The following is an 18613-nucleotide window of genomic DNA, read 5'->3' as shown; positions in this document are numbered from 1 at the left end:
TATGATGACAAGATTACCATTTATCGCAGGAAACTGGAAAATGAACTTAACTGTTAAAGAAGCAAGAGAATTTGCCAAAGAAGTAGCAGACAAAATACCAGCTACTGATAAGGTAGAAGCTGCTATTTGTGCTCCAGCAACTCACTTAGAAGCCCTAGTTTCTTTAACTGAAAATTCAAACCTAAATATTGGGGCAGAAAATTGCCACTTTGAAAAATCAGGTGCATTCACAGGAGAAATATCTCCTCTGACACTAGCTGATTTAGGTGTAAAATATGTTATATTAGGTCATTCAGAAAGAAGAGAATACTTTTTTGAAAGTGATGAACTAATCAATAAAAAAGCTAAAGCAGCATTTGAGCATGGTCTAGTACCTATTGTCTGCTGCGGAGAAACATTGGAACAATACGAAGCATCTCAAGCAGTAGATGTAATTACAAAACAATTAAAAGTAGATATAGCAGGACTGGAAAAAGACCAAGCAGAAAAACTTGTTATAGCCTATGAACCAATCTGGGCAATAGGAACTGGTAAATCAGCTACAAAAGAAGATGCACAAAAAATGTGTAAAGCAGTGCGTGATGTTGTAGCAGATATTTATGGTCAAGATGTTGCAGATAAAGTTCGTATTCAATACGGCGGTTCTGTAAATCCAACTAATATAGCAGAATACATGGCTTGTCCAGATGTTGACGGGGCTTTAGTAGGTGGAGCGTCATTGAAAGTAGATTCATTTGTTGCCTTACTTGAAGGTGGAAAATTAGCTTAATAAAATTATAAAAATAAAAATTATAGTATAAAAAATAAGGAGAACATATAATGTTACAAAAAAATTTCGATTTTATTTCAGAAGTTTATGCAAGAGAAGTATTAGATTCACGAGGTAATCCTACTGTTGAAGTAGAAGTTACAACAGAATCAGGAGCTTTTGGGCGTGCTTTAGTACCATCAGGAGCATCAACAGGGCAATATGAAGCTGTTGAATTACGTGACGGAGATAAAGAACGTTATTTAGGTAAAGGAGTTTCTAAAGCAGTAGATAATGTAAATGAAGAAATAGCTCCTTTACTAGAAGGAAATTTTGATGTATTTGAACAAGTAGCTATTGACCGTGCTATGATTGAACTTGACGGAACTGAAAACAAGGGTCGTCTAGGAGCTAATGCAATCTTAGGTGTTTCTTTAGCAGTAGCTCATGCCGCAGCTGACTCACTAGGACTACCTTTATATCGTTACCTAGGTGGACTAAATGCAAAAGAATTACCAGTGCCAATGATGAATATCGTAAACGGTGGTTCTCACTCTGATGCACCAATAGCATTCCAAGAATTTATGATTTTACCAGTAGGAGCTCCATCATTCAAAGAAGCCCTACGTTGGGGAGCAGAAATCTTCCACAATCTTGCTAAATTATTAAAAGCTCGTGGCTTAGCTACAGCAGTAGGAGATGAAGGTGGATTTGCACCTAAGTTCGACGGAACAGAAGACGCAGTAGAAACAATTTTAGAAGCTATTAAAAAAGTAGGTTTAGAACCTGGTAAAGATGTATTCTTAGGATTTGACTGTGCAGCTTCAGAATTTTACACTGACGGGCTATATGACTACACTAAATTTGAAGGTGAAGGCGGAGCAAAACGTACTTCGGCTGAACAAGTAGACTACTTAGAAGAATTAGTAAACAAATACCCAATCTTAACTATCGAAGATGGTATGGATGAAAATGACTGGGTGGGATGGAAATTATTAACTGAAAGAATTGGTGACCGTGTTCAATTAGTTGGAGATGATTTATTCGTAACTAATACTACAAAACTTTCTCAAGGAATTGAAAAAGGAGTAGGAAATTCAATCCTAATCAAAGTAAACCAAATCGGTACTTTAACAGAAACATTAGAAGCTATCGAAATGGCAAAACGTGCTAGATATACAGCAGTTATTTCTCACCGCTCTGGAGAAACTGAAGACTCAACAATAGCTGACATTGCAGTTGCAACAAATGCAGGGCAAATTAAAACAGGTTCTCTTAGCCGTACAGACCGTATCGCAAAATACAACCAATTATTACGCATAGCTGATGAACTAAAGGAAACACAAGTTTACGCTGGTAAATCAGTATTCTATAATGTAAGATAAAAAATAAAAATCCCCTAGTATACTTGATATGCTAGGGATTTTTTGCAATATCAGCATTGATAATATTCAAGAAAAATTTTAACAAAACAAGCAAATAAAAATTATATCAAAAAAATATAAGAAAATAAAATTTTTAATGCTTGACTACTAACAAAATAAAAAAGACAAGCAGAGAAGATTTTTTCAATAATCAAGAAAGGAAGAAAAAGGAATATATAATATTTATTGTGTATAAAAAATAGCTACTTAATATTTTTTAATTTTTATAAGAAATTATACTACAAAAATATATTATAAAACTTTGAAAAAATTTAAAAATTAAATCTTAATATAAAATAAAAAAATTAATTTTATAGAAATAAAATTTTTTAAAAATAAGGAATAAAAAATTTTTAAGATTCCTAATAGAATAAAAAGCAATTATTAAAATATAAAGTTAAAATAAAATCTAGCCAATAACTAGTTTATAAAAAATTTTTCTATACACATTTATAAAAACAAGGTTAAAACAAATTCAACCTAGCGTTCTGCACGCTGGGTATTTTTTATTTCCAATTTGACAAAAATTTTTTTGCCATACTTGCTCTTGTTTATAGTTAGCTTATAAATTATAATTTTTAATATATCATATTAAAATAAATTAAAGGAGATACTTATTATGAGTAACAAAAACAATAGCCTAATAGAATAAAAAGCAATTATTAAAATATAAAGTTAAAATAAAATCTAGCCAATAACTAGTTTATAAAAAATTTTTCTATACATATTTATAAAAACAAGGTTAAAACAAATTCAACCTAGCGTTCTGCACGCTGGGTATTTTTTATTTCCAATTTGACAAAAATTTTTTTGCCATACTTGCTCTTGTTTATAGTTAGCTTATAAATTATAATTTTTAATATATCATATTAAAATAAATTAAAGGAGATACTTATTATGAGTAACAAAAACAATAGCCTTAAAGTTTTCGTTCAAAAAATAGGAACTGCACTTTCTGGTATGGTTATGCCAAATATAGGTGCTTTTATTGCTTGGGGACTTATTACGGCTTTATTTATTAAAACAGGTTGGGTACCAAATGAAAATTTAGCTAAATTAGTTGAGCCAATGATTATTTATTTATTACCTTTATTGATAGCTTACACAGCTGGATATAATATTCACAAGCAACGTGGTGGAGTAGTAGCAGCTATATCTACTATGGGGGTAATAGTTGGTACAGGTTCAGTAATGTTCTTGGGTGCTATGTTAATGGGACCTTTAGCAGCATGGCTTATGAAAAAATTTGATGACGCTGTGCAACCAAAAATAAAAACTGGTTTTGAAATGTTAGTAAATAATTTTTCTGCTGGATTTTTAGGTTTCTTCTTATCAATAGCAGGATATTATGCAATAGGACCAGTCGTTAAAGTTTTAAATGACACTTTAGCTGCAGGAGTAAATGCAATAGTTAATGCTCACTTAATTCCACTAGCTAATATTTTTATAGAACCAGCTAAAATCTTGTTCTTAAATAATGCGATTAATCACGGAATTTTAACACCACTAGGAACACAAGCATCAAAAGAAACAGGAAAATCTATTCTATTCTTACTAGAAGCTAATCCAGGTGTTGGTTTAGGAATTTTAGCAGCCTATGTTATTTTTGGAAAAGGCGCCGCTAAGTCATCAGCTTTTGGTGCGGGAATTATTCATTTCTTCGGTGGTATTCATGAAATCTACTTCCCATATATTCTAATGAAACCAGCTCTAATTATTGCGGCTATCTGTGGTGGTGTTTCTGGGACAGCAACAATTCAATTCTTTAATGCAGGTCTTAAAGCTCCAGCTTCACCAGGTTCTATTATTGCAATTTTAGGTCTGACTGCTCAAGATTCTTATATTGGAGTTATTGCTGGTGTTACAGTTGCAGCAGTAGTAACATTTATAATTGCATCAATTATTTTAAGACGTGATACTAATATGACAGGAGATTTAGCAGCTGCTCAAGCTCAAGTTGCAGGAATGAAAGCAGAATCTAAGGGGCAAGAAGTTTCAAGTTCTAATGCACAATCAATTTCTTATGACCAAGTTGAAAAAGTAATTTTTGCTTGTGATGCAGGTATGGGTTCTTCAGCAATGGGTGCTTCTATACTAAGAGATAAATTTAAAAAGGCTGGACTTGATTTACCAGTAACAAATATGGCTATCAGAAATCTACAAGATGGAGAAAAAGCTCTGATAATCACTCAAAACGAATTAACAGCTCGTGCAAAAGGTATGAACTCTTCAGCCCTTCATGTATCAGTAGATAATTTCTTATCAAGTCCACGCTATGATGAAGTGGTAGAGCAACTTAAAAAATAGTAAGACTACATAAAAACTTTTTGGAAAGTTATCAAAAATAATTTTAGTAAATAAAATTTGTCAAGCTAGAAAATATTTACTAATTTTAATCTGAAAAGTTTTAGTCTTGTAATAAAAATGCTAGCTCTTATTTCTGAAAAAGAATTTACTTCTCGAGTTCAAGAAAAAATCAGCAGGCTAGTCATATATCATTATCCAATTTTTATAAACTTGGTAAAAAGTTAAAATAATTTCTAAAGAGAGGGTTTATAGCCTTCTCTTATTGCATTAAATTTATAATGAAATCTTAGAATTTAACTAAGTATATTTAATATGTTAGTATGTAAGTAGTTGAAACTATAATTTATAATTTTAGTAAGTTGAGAAATATTTTATGATATTAACAGAAAAAGAAAAAATAATTTTAAATATTTTCCTTAAAGAAAATAAGGAATATAGTATTAAAGACTTAGTAGCTTTAACAAAAATAAAAGAGCGTACTCTCTACAGAGAAATAAAAAATTTAGAGAAGTCTTTGGAAAATTTGCAGGTAAAACTATTAAAAGAAAAATCAAAATACAGATTGGTTGGAGACTTATCAAGTATTGATTTGTCAATTTTAGATAGTAGTATAGAGCAAATTTATTCCCATGATTTGAAAATTAATTTAATACTCTATAATTTGCTGATAAATGAAGAAATTTCTATTAAGGAAATATCCGAAAAATTATTTATAAGCTATAACACAGTCTTGTCAACCCTAAATACCATAGAAAAAATTTTATCAGACTATAAGCTAGTCTTGCTTAGAAAAAAGGGGCAGGGTCTAACTTTAGAGGGTAGCATAGAAGATAAGAAGATACTATTAATATCTATTTTTTGTAATGAAATAGATGATAATGAATTTTTTTATGTTGTTAATAATGATAATGATTATAGTAGGAATTTATTTATCAAGTTTTTAGATATAGATTTTTTAAGAACTTTATTTAATGAGAATAGGCAATTAGAAATATTTAAACTTTATACAGATTCTAGTATAAAAAAATTATTAATAGCTGTTGATGTAGCTGTAAAAATAGATAATTATAATATTATTGACAAGGAAATATTATCTGAAAATGAAAAAGATAATATTAATACTTTATTAGCTCTTATTTCTAAGTATAGATTGATAAATGACAAGGAAAATTTTATAAATCATATGGCAAAAATTTTAAAAACTTGTAAACTAATAGAGCAGGTTACCTATGTTAATGACAAGTATTCCTACACCTTAATTTATAAGGTGCATAGCCTGATAAGAAATGTTAGTAATAAGAGCCATATTGATTTTTCAAAGGATACAAACTTGGCAAATGGTTTAATAGCCCATATTGAATCAGCCATTAAAAGACATCAATTAAGACTTGTAGAAGAGAATACAGAATTATTAGATTTTGTACTGAAAAATTATAATGAACTTTATTTAATTATTAAGTCTGAATTATTAAAAGTCTTTGATGAAATAAATTTTAGTAGTGCAGAACTTAGTTATATAGTTATTCATTTTGCTTCTAGTTATGAACAAATATATCGTGAGAATTTTATTCGTGCCTTGGTGGTTTGTTCTAGTGGTATAGGTAGTTCAAGGATAGTGGGAAGTTTAATCAGAAAAAATATTCCTGAAATTAAAAATATTGAATATTCTACACCGGCAAAATTAAGAGAAGATAGCAAGAAAAATTTTGATATAATTATTTCAACCATAAGATTAGACGATGATATTGATTATGTTTTGATACCTACTATTTTAAGAGAAGAAGATGTAGCTAAAATCAGAAGTAAATTATTAGAAGCTCGCAGTTTTAAAAGTATTGCTTATGAAGAAGATGATGTATCGGCTATTAATTTTATAGAAAAATTAATGCCTAATATTTATCAAGCTGAATACAGTAAAAAAATAGAAAATATTAAAGACGCTTTGGGTAATATGCTGGCTTCACTAGCCTATACAGATAGGGTCAAATTAGGAATTTTAAATAATTTAGTAGATAGGCACATAAAAAGTTCTGTTGTAATACCTGAAACTAAGATTGTCCTATTTCACACCTTAGATAATAGTATTGAAGAACCTTTTATAAAAATAGTAAATTTAAAACAAGGTTTAGAAATGAATAATGCCCTTTACAAGACAGAAAATGTAGAATTATTTTTTATTATGGTCAGCCCAAATATTAGTGATTATACTGACTTGTTAGGGCAACTAAGTATAGCTATTTTAGAAGATGAAGTTTTTAAGTCAGCCCTATTTAGTAGAAATATAGAATTTATTAAAACAAAAATAGAATTAATACTGATGAAGTATATTGCAAGTAATAATTAATTTAACAAAGGAGATTAGAAAATGTTATTAAAAGAACAAGATATATTATTAGGTCAAGAATTTGCAACAAAAGAAGAAGCTATTAGAAAAGCAGGAGAAGTTTTAGTAGCAAATGGTTATGTAGATAGTGAGTATGTAGATGCTATGTTAGAGCGTGAAAATATTGTATCAACATATATGGGGAATTTTATAGCCATACCTCATGGAACAGATGACGCTAAAAAATCAATTAAGAATACAGGAATTTCAGTCTTGCAGATACCTGGTGGAGTTTCTTTTGCCAGTCCAGAAGACACAGAAGACAAGTTAGTATTTATTATTTTTGGTCTTGCAGGTAAAGACGGCGAACACTTAGAATTACTTTCTAAGATTGCAATTTTCTGTTCTGACCAAGAAAATGTTGTAAAATTATTTAGTGCAAAAACAAAAGAAGAAGTTATAAATTTACTTTCTGAGTAGGAGATATAGATATGAAAAACTTACATTTTGGAGCAGGAAATATTGGTAGAGGTTTTATAGGAGAATTACTAAATAAATCTGGCTACCATGTAACATTTGTTGATATTAATGAAGAAGTAGTAGAAAATTTAAAAAATCGTGATACTTATAAAATAAAAGTTTTAGATAATAAGGTAGAAGAAGTTATTATTGATAATTTTTACGGTCTAAATATTGCAACAGAAAAAGAAAAGTTAGTAGAATATGTAGGGAATGTAGAATTAATTACAACGTCTATAGGTCCTAATGTGCTACCTATTATAGCTAAAGATATAGCAGCTGGACTTAGTAAAAAATACAAGGATAATAATACAAAATTTTTAGACATAGTTGCTTGTGAAAATATGATAGAAGGAAGTAACTTTTTAAAAAATGAAATCTTTAAAAATTTAAGTTCAGAAGAAATTTCATTTGTTGAAAAATATGTAGGTTTTCCTAATTCTGCTGTGGATAGAATAGTGCCAGCCCAAAAACATGATGATGTTTTACTGGTAGAAGTAGAAAAATTCTGTGAATGGGTTGTTGAAGTTGATAAAATAAAAGTTCAAGCAAATAAAAATATTCAAGGTGTAAACTATGTAAAAGACTTAAATCCTTTTATCGAAAGAAAATTATTCACAGTAAATACAGGTCATGCTGCCCTGTCTTATATAGCTAGTTACAAGGGCATAAATTTAGTTTCTGATGCTGCTCAAGCTGAAGAAGTAAGAGAAAGTTTTATTAAAGTTTTAGAAGAAACAAGTGCCTTATTAGTTGCAAAATGGAATTTTGATACGGAAGATATGGACAAGTATCGTAAAAAAACAATCAAACGTTTTGAAAATAAATTAATTGTGGATAATGTAGCCCGTATCTGCCGTACACCTATAAGAAAATTAGGAGAAAATGAAAGATTTATAAAACCTATTAAAGAGTGTATCGAAAGAAACTTAGAATTTGAAAACTTAGCAAAAACTTGTGCTTATATCCTAAAATTTAAGGCTGAAGATGATGAACAAGCTCTAAAATTACAAAATCTATTAGCTAAAAAATCAGTAAAAGAAACTATAAAAGAAATAACAAATTTTGATAATGAACAATTTTTAAATATAATCGAAACTACTTACAAAAATTTATAATAGCAAAACATAAGAATATTATTCTTATGTTTTTATTTTTGGTAAAATTTTTAAATAGCAATATATTTATAAATAAAAAAATGGTATAATGTAAGTAAATAAGAAAAAGGATTTTAATAATGATTGAAAAGAAAATATTAATAGAAAAATTAATGGCTTTGACCTTTGCCGGTTTAACAATTTTTTATACTATTTATGCAATTTTACCATTTGCTATAACTTTATATTATCTTTATAAGTTAATGTATATTAGTGAATATATGAGAATAGAAGTAAAAACTGACCAGATAATTAAATTATTAAAAATAGATTATGTACTAACACCCATAGCATTTTTATTATTAATTTTTTTACTTGGAGTAAATAATCACTTAGAACCTGTGAATAATTTGTTTTATAGTCCCTTACTTTTAATTATAATTGCCTTAATATATATTGATTTGTATAGAAAAAAATTAATTAAAAAATCTACAAAAACTAGATAGGAAAGGAGTTAAAAAATATGACTTTAAAAAAATATTATCTTATACAAGCAGTAAGTGTTTTAACTATGATTATAATATTTGCTTATAATTTTCAAAATTTTGTTGAAAGACCAAAATATTTATTTATTATGCTATTTCCTTTATTCTTACTTAGTTCTTATGTAGCCTATAAGATAGACGTATTAAGAAGTGATGTAGCTAGCCATAAACTATCTAAACTAATATTGTTGGAGAAGTTTAGTTTAATCATAATTATTATACCGATATTTCTGATGAGTAGTAGTAAAGCAGTTACGAGCTATATTGTAGAAAATGGTATTCTTTTATATATTTTCTATGGCTTATTTGTTATATTATTATTTACTATATCTTACTTAAGAAAAAAGGAAGAAAAATTTTTAAGAAGACAACTTATGAAAAAGTTGTAACCTGTAGTAATATTAGATATAAAACAATTATCAAAAATTAGGCTAGGAAACACACAATATCTAGTGCTAGGACTTTATATTATTAGGAATAATCTTACTAACAAGAAAAATACAAAAATAATAAAAACTAGATTAATCTAGTTCTTTTTTTAATAATGTAAATGGTATAGAAGTATATTAATATAATTTTTAAATTTATGTAGATTTAATATTGATAAACTATTTTTTATTGAACTATTTCTTAATTGTTAATAAAATAAAAAACACTCCAACTTATAAAAATTAAGTTGGAGTGTTTAAATTATATTCTAATTAAAATATTATTTAGAATAGTTAGGTGATTCTTTTGTGATTTGTACGTCGTGTGGGTGTGATTCAATAAGTCCAGCAGCGGTCATTTTTATAAATTGTGCTTTTTCTCTTAATTCTTCTAAATTTTTAGAACCTGTATAACCCATACCTGCACGCAGACCACCTACTAGTTGGTAGATTGTTTCGCTTAAGGCGCCCTTGTATGGCGTACGTCCTTCTATTCCCTCTGGAACTAATTTTTTTCCGTCCTCTTGGAAGTATCTATCCTTGGAACCTTTTTCCATAGCAGCTAGTGAACCCATACCCCTATATGTTTTAAATCTTCTTCCTTGGAAAATTTCAAAATCGCCAGGTGATTCATCACAACCTGCCAGCATAGAACCGAGCATAACGACATGACCACCAGCAGCCAGTGCTTTAACAATATCACCAGAATATTTGATACCACCATCAGCTATAATGGCTTTTCCGTATTCTCTAGCAACACTTGCACAGTCATAGATGGCAGTTATTTGTGGGACACCTACACCAGCAATAACACGAGTTGTACAGATAGAACCAGGGCCGATACCAACTTTAACTACGTCAGCACCAGCTTCGAACAAGGCACGAGCAGCTTCTCCAGTAGCGACGTTACCTGCAATTATAGCTAGGTCTGTATAGTTAGTTCTCAATGCTTTTACTAGATTGATCACACCTTTTGAATGACCATGAGCAGTGTCTACGACGATAGCATCTACTCCGGCGGCAACAAGGGCTTCAACCCTGTCGAATGTATCGCCAGTAATACCTACTGAAGCGGCTACTAATAAACGACCGAAGCTATCTTTGGCAGAGTTTGGATATTTTGCTAATTTTTCTATATCCTTAATTGTGATAAGTCCAGATAATTTTCCCTTATCATCTATTAAAGGTAATTTTTCTATTTTATGACTTCTAAGAATGTAGCTTGCTTCGTCTAGGCTTGTTTTAGCTGGAGCAGTTATCAAATCTTCTCTTGTCATCACTTCTGAAATTGGTGTAGAAAAATCTGTCAAAAATCTTAAATCACGGTTGGTTAAGATACCTACTAATTCTTTATCTTCAATATTATTTACGATTGGAACACCAGAAATACGGTAACGTTGCATCAAGTCTTCAGCATCTTCTACCAGATGCTCTGGCGTTAAGAAAAATGGATTAGTTATAACGCCACTTTCTGAACGTTTAACCTTTATTACTTCTTCTGCTTGGTCCTGGATAGACATATTTTTGTGAATTACGCCTAAACCTCCCTCACGAGCTATGGCGATTGCCATTTTATGTTCTGTTACTGTATCCATAGCAGCCGATAAAATCGGAATAGATAATTTTAAATTTCTTGTTAAATTTACTTTTAAATCTACTTTTTTAGGTAGAATTTCACTGTGTGCAGGCACTAGTAATACATCATCAAATGTTAAGCCTTCTTTTTGGAATTTTGTTTCCCACATAATATTTTCTCCTATCTTTTATTTTTCATCATCAGCTAAATTAAATTTAATTTCTTCATTTTCTAAAGATGACAAGCGACATAGCGAACAAACATCAATATTTTCTTCTTCTAATAATTTACGCCCGTCTTGAAAACTTTTTTCTATTAATATGCCAGCACCAACTAATTGAGCTTCAGCTTGAGCTACTAATTTTGCTAAACCTAAAACAGCTTGCCCCTTAGCCAAGAAGTCATCAATAATAAGCACCCTATCTTCTTTTTTTAAGAAATCTTTTGATACTATAATATTATTTGTAACATTTTTTGTGTAACTATGGACTTCTGCTTGATAAAAACTATCTCTAACTAGGGTAGAGGGTAGGCTTTTTTTCGCAAAAACCATAGGTACGTTAAAAAGATTTGCTACAAGGATTGCAGGGGCGATCCCACTTGCTTCGATAGTAAGTACCCTTGTAACATTTTTTTCTTTAAAGTAATTGTGTAGGGCACTTGCCATTTCTATCATTAAGCTTGGGTCGATTTGGTGATTGATAAATGAATCAACTTTTAGTACATTATTCGGATAAACCTTACCGTCTTGTTTTACCATATTTTGAAGTAGCTGCATATTAATTCTCCCTTTTGTATAATTTATTTCTATCTATAATAACAAAATATCCTTTAAAACACAAGGTTTTACAAGAATATCGTAATTTTCAATTTTTTATTATAATTTGTCAATCAATTCTTTTATTTCTTTTTGGGAAAATTCGTATTTTTCATTGCAAAATGCACAGACTGTCTCTATATGTTCATCTTTTAACATATCTTCCAATTCCTCACGTCCAAGAGTAACCAGTGCTTTGGCATATTTTTCTTTTGAACAACTACACTTAAATTCTATTTTATTTTCTTTTAAAATTCTGTAATTACCATCAAAAAGTATTTTGACTATATCTTCTAATGACTTGTCCTCATTAATTAAAGTAGAAATTGGTCTTATATTTTTTAAGACTTCTTCCAGTTTACTTATTGTTTCTTCGCTGGCAAAGGGAAGAACTTGGATAATAAAACCACCAGCCGCAAGTATAGAATTATCTGTATCAACTAAAACTCCTAGGGATACGGCAGAGGCTACTTGTTCACTTTTTGCAAAGTAGTAGGTGAAGTCTTCTGCAATTTCTCCAGACACTAGGGGTGAGCTTGTCGTATATTTTTCTTGCAGACCCAGGTCTTTTATAATTATTATTTCTCCTTCAGTTCCAACCACGCCAGCAACATCAAGTTTTCCCTTGCCCTTGCTAGGTAGGTGGAGTTGCATATTTGTAGCGTAGGCACGAACTTGACCGTCTTCATTTGCTGTTGCTAGTATTTGTCCTATCGGTCCGCTACCCCGTACACGAATATCAACTATATCTCCGCTTTTTTGCATTGCTCCAATCATTGCAGTAGCTGTTGCAGTTCTTCCAACAGCGGCTATGGCAGTTGGGCAAGCATTGTGTCTTAATCTAATTTCTTCGACAAGTTTTGTTGTTCTTGTAGCGAAAAACCTAATTTCGTCATTAAGGGCTAAACCTCTTATCAAATAATCTTTCAAGTTTACTATTTTTCCTTTCTGATTTTATTAAAGTTTTATTTATAAAACTCTATAAGTAAGCTTTATAATTTTTACTGTAAAAGTCTAAGAAAATTTATTAGATTAATTTTTTAGATATTTATTTATAAATACTTTTATAAGGTTGTAGTCTATTATATTATAAATTTTAAAAATTGTTGTAAATTTTACCGTTAAAACTTACTAGAAAATTTTATTTTGAATTTAGTTTATAAAGTTCAATAATTCCTTTTAGGGTTAATTCTTCGTCAACTATATTTACTTGATTACTATATTTGGCAAATAATTTTGATAAACCTCCTGTTAAGACGACGTTGACCTCTTTTTTAATTTCTTTTTTCATATTGACAATAATATTTTCAAATTGACCGATGAAACCAAAAAATAAACCAGCTTGCATTTGGGATACTGTATCCATACCAAGTGCTGAGTCTACTGCTTCTATTTCAACACGAGGAAGTTGGGCGGATTTTTCATATAGGGCGTCAGCACTAATATTTATTCCTGGGCAGATAATTCCACCACGATAAACCATATTTTCATCTACATAGTCAAATGTTGTAGCTGTACCAAAATCAACAATTATGGCAGGCAAATAGTTAAAAACTTTTGCTCCGACTATGTCGACAATTCTGTCAGCCCCCAGTTTATCTGTATAAGGTTCTGGGACTTTAAGCCCTGTATTTATATTATTAGAAACGATAATAGCTTCTTTTTTAAAATATTTTTTACTTAGTAATTCCAAAGCAAATAACATGGTTGGTACAACGCTAGATATTATCACTCCGTCAAAACTTTCAAATTTAATATTTTTGTCGATAAAAAAATTTCTGATGATAACATAAAGTTCATCTTCTGTCTTTGTGCTATCGGTTGAGATACGCCAATAATATTTAAGTTGATACTCCTTGTCAAAAACTCCTATTACTATATTAGTATTGCCAACATCAAGTGCAAAAATCATTATATTACTCCTAAAATAAAATTAAATTTATTATAACACATAAATTAGAAATAAAAAATATTTTAATGTATTTAAAATTTCAAAAAATAATTTTTAAAAACTCTATACTAAGTAGATAGAATAATTTTTTAAAAAATGTTAATATTAATATAGATAGAATAATTTTTAAAAAATATAGGAAGAAATTTTTTATATTAAAATTGGTGGGGACTAGCGATTATGAATAAAATTATTGTAAAAAATTTAGTAAAAGAATATGGCGAAAATGAAAATAAATTTAGGGCAAATGATGATATAAGTTTTGAAATTAATGAGGGAGAATTTGTCGTAATATTAGGACCGTCAGGTGCTGGCAAATCTACTCTTTTAAATATTTTAGGTGGAATGGACAGGGCAAGCAGTGGTTACATAGATATATTTGGCAGTCAGATTACAAATTTTTCTGAAAGAGAATTAACAAAATATCGCAGGGAAATTATCGGTTTTGTTTTTCAATTTTATAACTTAATACCTAATTTAACAGTCTTAGAAAATGTTGAGTTGGCAAGTCAGATAGTAGAAAATCATAAGGACGCAAAAGAAGTTTTAGATAGGGTGGGACTGAAACACAGAAAAAACAATTTTCCCTCGCAAATATCAGGTGGCGAGCAGCAAAGGGTAGCAGTAGCTAGGGCCATTGCCAAAAACCCTAAAATTCTGCTTTGTGATGAACCAACAGGAGCCCTTGACCACAATACAGGAAAAAATATTTTAAGAATTTTGAAAGACTATGCAAAAGATGAGCAAAAAACAGTTATAGTAATCACCCACAACAGCACCATTGCCCAAGTAGCCGACAAGGTTATAGAAATATATGACGCAAAAGTTAGAAATATTATTATTAACGACAAACCAAAAAATATAAATGAAGTTGAGTGGTAGTATGAAAGTTTTAAATAAAGATATACTTAGAGAAATTTGGTCAACAAAATCAAAATTCATTTCTATTATGATTATTATGTTTCTTGGTGTATTTGTTTTTACGGGTTTAAAAGAAACTCCACCCACAATGAAAAATACGGTAAACAAATATTTCAAGGAAATAAATATGTACGACTTGAAGATAACTAATAATTTTTACTTGGATAGTAGCGATATAGAAGTAATAAAAAATTATAAGTGGGTAGAGGCTATTGAGAGTTATTACACTAAAGAAGTAGCCATGTCTAAAATGGAAGATAAAAAAGTCAATATCTATTCAATGCCTGAAAATATAGCCAAAGTTAAGTTAGTTGCTGGTCGTCTACCAGAAAATGATACAGAAATAGTCTTGACCGAGGCCTTGAAAAATAAATTTAATCTTAATGAAGAAGTAAGTATCAGTTATGACAACAAAAAAGATGAATTTACAAGCCTAGAATTAAAAAACAAAGTTTATAAAATTGTAGGTTTTGTTTATGGGGCAGATATGCCAGAAAGTTCTAGCAACAACTCTGCCAATGTGAATTTTTTTGCCTTTGTTAATAAAAATAACTTTGAAGCTGACAAGTATGCCGGTGTCAATATCCTCTTAAAAAATATTGACAGAAAAGATTTTACAAGAGAAGAATACTACACAGAAGTTAATAAATATCGTGATGAATTAGTAGAAATTTTAAAAATAGAACAGACTAAACACGACAAGAATTTTCAAGAAGAAAGTAAAAAAACTATTGCTGAAAATAGGGACAAGCTAGTCAAGGCTAAAAATCAATTAAGTCTTGCAAATGATAACTTAGAGGCAATAAAAAACTTTCTGCCAGCAGAATACGAAGCTAGAAAAATTGAACTTAGCAAATTTGAAAATGAGATAAAAGAACAGGAGGAACTTTTTAATCTTACTTCGGAAAAACTGGCTAAGACTCATTATCCACGCTTTAGTGTTAATAATATCAAGGGCAACAAGCAGTACGCCCAGTTTATCAACTCAACAGCTGGCTTAACCTCCCTAGCAAATATTTTTTCTATTTTCTTATTTGGCGTAGCAATCTTAGTCTCATTAACAAGCCTTACAAGGATGATTGAAGAGAATAGAAGCAACATCGGCACTTTAAAATCTCTTGGTTATGCTAATTCAAGTATTGCCAAAAAATATTATATTTATGGTATGTTATCGGCAGTTGGTGGTGGAATATTTGGAGTTGTTGCTGCCTACTTGGTTATTGTACCTATTGTATACAATTCTTACGCCCGTTTCTTAATTTTTCGCATCCCCCTAATAAGACCTGATATAAAAATTATAGTTTTATCAATTTTTATTGCGGTAGCCTGTGTGATAATTGCAGTTTATCTACCACTTAGAAAAATTTTACAAGAAAAAGCCGCCTACCTACTAAGACCCAAAGCACCAAAAAATGGTTCACGCATTTTTTTGGAACATCTAACATTTATTTGGAAAAGGTTAAGTTTTTTACGCAAGGTAACCTTTAGAAATATTTTTCGCTATAAGCTTCGTATGCTGATGACAATTTTTGGAGTTTTAGGTTGTCTTGCCCTCATGTTTTTAGGGTTTGGTATTCGTTTTGGTGTGCAAAATATTTCCTATGAACAATTTAATGTTATAAGCAAGTATGACCTTATAGCATCTTACAATCCTTATATAACTGCTAGTCAAAAAGAAAAATTGTTTGCTAGCATAGAAAATAATACAAATATTGAAGCCAGTAGCAAGATTAATATCAGTTCAGCAACCATAGAAAAAAATAATGAAATATTGGATAATGTAGCCATATTCACCATAAACAATGACTTAGAAGACTACTTCACCATAAAAAATAATTCTAAGAAGATTAAAATAAATGACAATGGAGTTGTAATAAATGAAAAATTAGCCTATCTTCATAACTTGAAAGTGGGAGATACTTTTAAAATAATTTTAAATGAAAAAGAATATAGTCTAAAAGTTGCGGCAATAAATACAAATTATTTTGGACATACAATTTTTATGACTAAAAATTATTACGAAAAAGTTTTTGCTGATACTTACACAGACAATAGTTTTTTAATTAAGGCTAATCACAATAAGGAGCAAGTAAAAAATATTATTAATGAAATTGAAAAAAATAATAATGTAGTTTATATACAAAATAATCTAAGCTATAAAGATTTACTAAATAATGTAGTTGAAGGAATAGATATTATAGTAGTAGTAATCGTATTATGCTCTACTGCCCTTGCCATTGTCGTCTTGTACAATTTAATTAATATAAATATTTCAGAAAGAATTAGGGAGTTATCAACCATCAAAGTATTAGGATTTTATCCTGCTGAAGTTACCTCCTATGTATTCAGAGAAATTTTTTACCTAGCCCTAATAGGAATTATCCTTGGAAATTTTGTCGGCAACATACTATACAGAGCAATTATTTTAGATTTAACTGCCCGTGATAGCATGTTTGAACCCACTTCATCTATTTGGGTATATATTATTTCTACCAGCATCACCTTAATTATAGTTTTACTGCTCATGTTGGTAATGCACAGTCGCCTAAAAAAAGTAAATATGATAGAAGCCTTAAAGAGTCTTGAATAAAAATGAGGATATTTCAAAATGTAATTAGCCACAATAATAAATATTTTATAAATAAATAATGTAATTGCTAGCATAAACATATAAAATATGTTATAATGAAGTTGATAAAATAAACAGATAAGGAGAAATATATATGAAAATTTTATTTGCAGGAGCAGGTGCTTTAGGTTCACGTTTTGCTTACATGTTACACAAAAATGGAGAAGATGTAACCCTAATAGATTCTTGGAAAGACCACGTTGAAAAAATCAAGACAGAAGGTCTAAAAGTAATCATAGATGACAAAGAACAAGGATATTTTAAAATCCCTATGTTCTATCCAGAAGAATTAACAGGTCAATACGACGTAGTATTTGTAGCGACAAAATCTATGCAGCTACGCTCCATGATGGAAACACTAAAACCATTTTTAAAACCAACAACAAAAATAATCTGTATCCTAAATGGTCTTGGTCATGTCGATACACTAAAAGAATATGTCGACCCAGAAAATATTTTAATCGGAGTTACAGTTTGGACAAGTGGTTTAGGAGGAGCAGGAGTTCTAAATGCTCACGGAACTGGTAAAACAGAAATAAAACAAGTTTCTGAACAAAGTACAGAAGTTGCCAAAGAAATTGTTGAAAGATTTAATAAAGCTGGCTTGAATTTACATTACTCTGATAACGTCTTCCAGTCAATTTGGCACAAGGCAGGCCTTAACTGCGTTTTAAATGCCTACTGTACAATTATCGACTGTAATATTGGTGAATACGGTTCTTACGCCCGCCATCAAGAATTAACAGATATGATTTTAAGAGAAGTAGTAGCAGTAGGACGAGCAGAAGGTGTAGATGTTAAACATGAAGTTATTTCGGCCAACATCAGCAGAATATTCCCAGCCGAATTGGCAGGCTTACACTACCCATCACTAACTCAAGATATGAAAAACGGCCGTTTAACAGAAATAGATTATTTAAACGGAGCAGTATCACGTCTGGGACGTAAACACAAGATAGCAACACCAGTTTGCGATTTAGCAACAGAATTAATCCACATCAAAGAATTTTTAGGTGGTAATAAATAATATTTTAATACTAAGTGGACAAGATAAAAATTATCTTCGCTATATTAAAATAAAAAATTAATAACACAAAAGACAAGCTCTTTGGCTTGTCTTTTTTATTTTCCTAGTAAGTAGAATTAGTTTATTATTTTAAATTTATAAGTTATTAAGTAAATTATTTTATTATTTTTTAATAATATAGTTTTTAAAATAAAATTAATTATAATAATCAGTAAAAATAAAATTTTACTACACCGACTAAAAAAATTAAAGTAGAAAAATTTTCCTACTTTTAAAAAGGTTACCAATATTGATATAAAAA

The 18613-nt window shown here is 29.8% G+C and carries 15 protein-coding genes; 11 read left to right on the top strand and 4 right to left on the bottom strand.

Features of this window, described 5'->3' with window-relative positions:
* The first annotated feature begins 4 nt into the window (after window positions 1-4).
* From tpiA to KMP11_RS06125, 8 genes are all read left to right on the top strand, one after another.
* Window positions 5-769, top strand: a complete 765-nt coding sequence (gene tpiA, locus KMP11_RS06160) for a triose-phosphate isomerase (RefSeq protein ID WP_216280192.1) — start codon at window positions 5-7, stop codon at window positions 767-769.
* A gap of 50 nt (window positions 770-819) precedes the next feature.
* Window positions 820-2133: a phosphopyruvate hydratase gene (gene eno, locus KMP11_RS06155; RefSeq protein WP_216279738.1), complete on the top strand. Its 1314-nt coding sequence runs from the start codon at window positions 820-822 to the stop codon at window positions 2131-2133.
* A 936-nt stretch (window positions 2134-3069) separates the two neighbouring features.
* Window positions 3070-4479, top strand: a complete 1410-nt coding sequence (locus KMP11_RS06150; RefSeq protein WP_216279737.1) for a PTS mannitol transporter subunit IIBC — start codon at window positions 3070-3072, stop codon at window positions 4477-4479.
* A 373-nt stretch (window positions 4480-4852) separates the two neighbouring features.
* Window positions 4853-6823 carry a BglG family transcription antiterminator gene (locus KMP11_RS06145; RefSeq protein WP_253195946.1) on the top strand — a complete coding sequence of 657 codons (1971 nt, stop codon included), beginning with the start codon at window positions 4853-4855 and terminating at the stop codon, window positions 6821-6823.
* Window positions 6824-6844: 21 nt separating this feature from the next.
* Window positions 6845-7282, top strand: a complete 438-nt coding sequence (locus tag KMP11_RS06140) for a PTS mannitol transporter subunit IIA (protein ID WP_216279736.1) — start codon at window positions 6845-6847, stop codon at window positions 7280-7282.
* An 11-nt stretch (window positions 7283-7293) separates the two neighbouring features.
* Complete coding sequence (locus KMP11_RS06135; RefSeq protein WP_216279735.1) at window positions 7294-8439, top strand: mannitol-1-phosphate 5-dehydrogenase; 1146 nt, start codon at window positions 7294-7296, stop codon at window positions 8437-8439.
* A gap of 119 nt (window positions 8440-8558) precedes the next feature.
* The gene (locus KMP11_RS06130) at window positions 8559-8924 is read left to right on the top strand and encodes a hypothetical protein (protein WP_216279734.1); all 366 of its coding nucleotides are present in this window, start codon (window positions 8559-8561) and stop codon (window positions 8922-8924) included.
* A 17-nt stretch (window positions 8925-8941) separates the two neighbouring features.
* Complete coding sequence (locus KMP11_RS06125; RefSeq protein ID WP_216279733.1) at window positions 8942-9352, top strand: hypothetical protein; 411 nt, start codon at window positions 8942-8944, stop codon at window positions 9350-9352.
* Between the two features lie 320 nt (window positions 9353-9672).
* Here KMP11_RS06125 and guaB read toward each other — a convergent pair whose 3' ends face one another.
* The 4 genes from guaB to KMP11_RS06105 form a co-directional block, all read right to left on the bottom strand.
* On the bottom strand, window positions 9673-11136 hold the full coding sequence (gene guaB, locus KMP11_RS06120) for an IMP dehydrogenase (RefSeq protein ID WP_216279732.1): 1464 nt from the start codon (window positions 11134-11136) through the stop codon (window positions 9673-9675).
* A gap of 18 nt (window positions 11137-11154) precedes the next feature.
* Complete coding sequence (locus KMP11_RS06115; RefSeq protein WP_215756817.1) at window positions 11155-11745, bottom strand: xanthine phosphoribosyltransferase; 591 nt, start codon at window positions 11743-11745, stop codon at window positions 11155-11157.
* Between the two features lie 99 nt (window positions 11746-11844).
* Window positions 11845-12714 (bottom strand): Hsp33 family molecular chaperone HslO, encoded by an 870-nt coding sequence (hslO, locus tag KMP11_RS06110; RefSeq protein WP_215756816.1) that lies wholly within the window; start codon window positions 12712-12714, stop codon window positions 11845-11847.
* Window positions 12715-12925: 211 nt separating this feature from the next.
* Window positions 12926-13696: a type III pantothenate kinase gene (locus KMP11_RS06105; RefSeq protein WP_216279731.1), complete on the bottom strand. Its 771-nt coding sequence runs from the start codon at window positions 13694-13696 to the stop codon at window positions 12926-12928.
* A gap of 219 nt (window positions 13697-13915) precedes the next feature.
* Here KMP11_RS06105 and KMP11_RS06100 point away from each other — a divergent pair, with 219 nt between their 5' ends.
* The 3 genes from KMP11_RS06100 to KMP11_RS06090 all read left to right on the top strand — a co-directional run bounded on the left by KMP11_RS06100 (window position 13916) and on the right by KMP11_RS06090 (window position 18312).
* Entirely contained in the window at window positions 13916-14617 is a 702-nt protein-coding gene (locus KMP11_RS06100; RefSeq protein ID WP_216279730.1) for an ABC transporter ATP-binding protein, read from the top strand.
* Window position 14618: 1 nt separating this feature from the next.
* Window positions 14619-17246 carry an ABC transporter permease gene (locus tag KMP11_RS06095; protein WP_216279729.1) on the top strand — a complete coding sequence of 876 codons (2628 nt, stop codon included), beginning with the start codon at window positions 14619-14621 and terminating at the stop codon, window positions 17244-17246.
* Window positions 17247-17379: 133 nt separating this feature from the next.
* Window positions 17380-18312 (top strand): ketopantoate reductase family protein, encoded by a 933-nt coding sequence (locus KMP11_RS06090; protein ID WP_215756812.1) that lies wholly within the window; start codon window positions 17380-17382, stop codon window positions 18310-18312.
* The last annotated feature ends 301 nt before the right edge of the window (window positions 18313-18613 follow it).

Source organism: Gemella sp. zg-570, assembly GCF_018866345.1.
Classification (GTDB): domain Bacteria; phylum Bacillota; class Bacilli; order Staphylococcales; family Gemellaceae; genus Gemelliphila.
The sequence above is the reverse complement of the archived record's forward strand: the minus strand, read 5'-3'. Positions and strand labels throughout refer to the sequence as shown.

Bases quoted from the DNA above. Each gene is read 5' to 3' on its own strand.
- KMP11_RS06105 (WP_216279731.1), bottom strand. From the start codon at position 13,696: ATGATTTTTGCACTTGATGTTGGCAATACTAATATAGTAATAGGAGTT.
- KMP11_RS06095 (WP_216279729.1), top strand. From the start codon at position 14,619: ATGAAAGTTTTAAATAAAGATATACTTAGAGAAATTTGGTCAACAAAA.
- KMP11_RS06150 (WP_216279737.1), top strand. From the start codon at position 3,070: ATGAGTAACAAAAACAATAGCCTTAAAGTTTTCGTTCAAAAAATAGGA.
- KMP11_RS06125 (WP_216279733.1), top strand. From the start codon at position 8,942: ATGACTTTAAAAAAATATTATCTTATACAAGCAGTAAGTGTTTTAACT.
- eno (WP_216279738.1), top strand. From the start codon at position 820: ATGTTACAAAAAAATTTCGATTTTATTTCAGAAGTTTATGCAAGAGAA.
- KMP11_RS06135 (WP_216279735.1), top strand. From the start codon at position 7,294: ATGAAAAACTTACATTTTGGAGCAGGAAATATTGGTAGAGGTTTTATA.
- KMP11_RS06140 (WP_216279736.1), top strand. From the start codon at position 6,845: ATGTTATTAAAAGAACAAGATATATTATTAGGTCAAGAATTTGCAACA.
- tpiA (WP_216280192.1), top strand. From the start codon at position 5: ATGACAAGATTACCATTTATCGCAGGAAACTGGAAAATGAACTTAACT.
- KMP11_RS06130 (WP_216279734.1), top strand. From the start codon at position 8,559: ATGATTGAAAAGAAAATATTAATAGAAAAATTAATGGCTTTGACCTTT.
- guaB (WP_216279732.1), bottom strand. From the start codon at position 11,136: ATGTGGGAAACAAAATTCCAAAAAGAAGGCTTAACATTTGATGATGTA.
- KMP11_RS06115 (WP_215756817.1), bottom strand. From the start codon at position 11,745: ATGCAGCTACTTCAAAATATGGTAAAACAAGACGGTAAGGTTTATCCG.
- KMP11_RS06090 (WP_215756812.1), top strand. From the start codon at position 17,380: ATGAAAATTTTATTTGCAGGAGCAGGTGCTTTAGGTTCACGTTTTGCT.
- KMP11_RS06145 (WP_253195946.1), top strand. From the start codon at position 4,853: ATGATATTAACAGAAAAAGAAAAAATAATTTTAAATATTTTCCTTAAA.
- KMP11_RS06100 (WP_216279730.1), top strand. From the start codon at position 13,916: ATGAATAAAATTATTGTAAAAAATTTAGTAAAAGAATATGGCGAAAAT.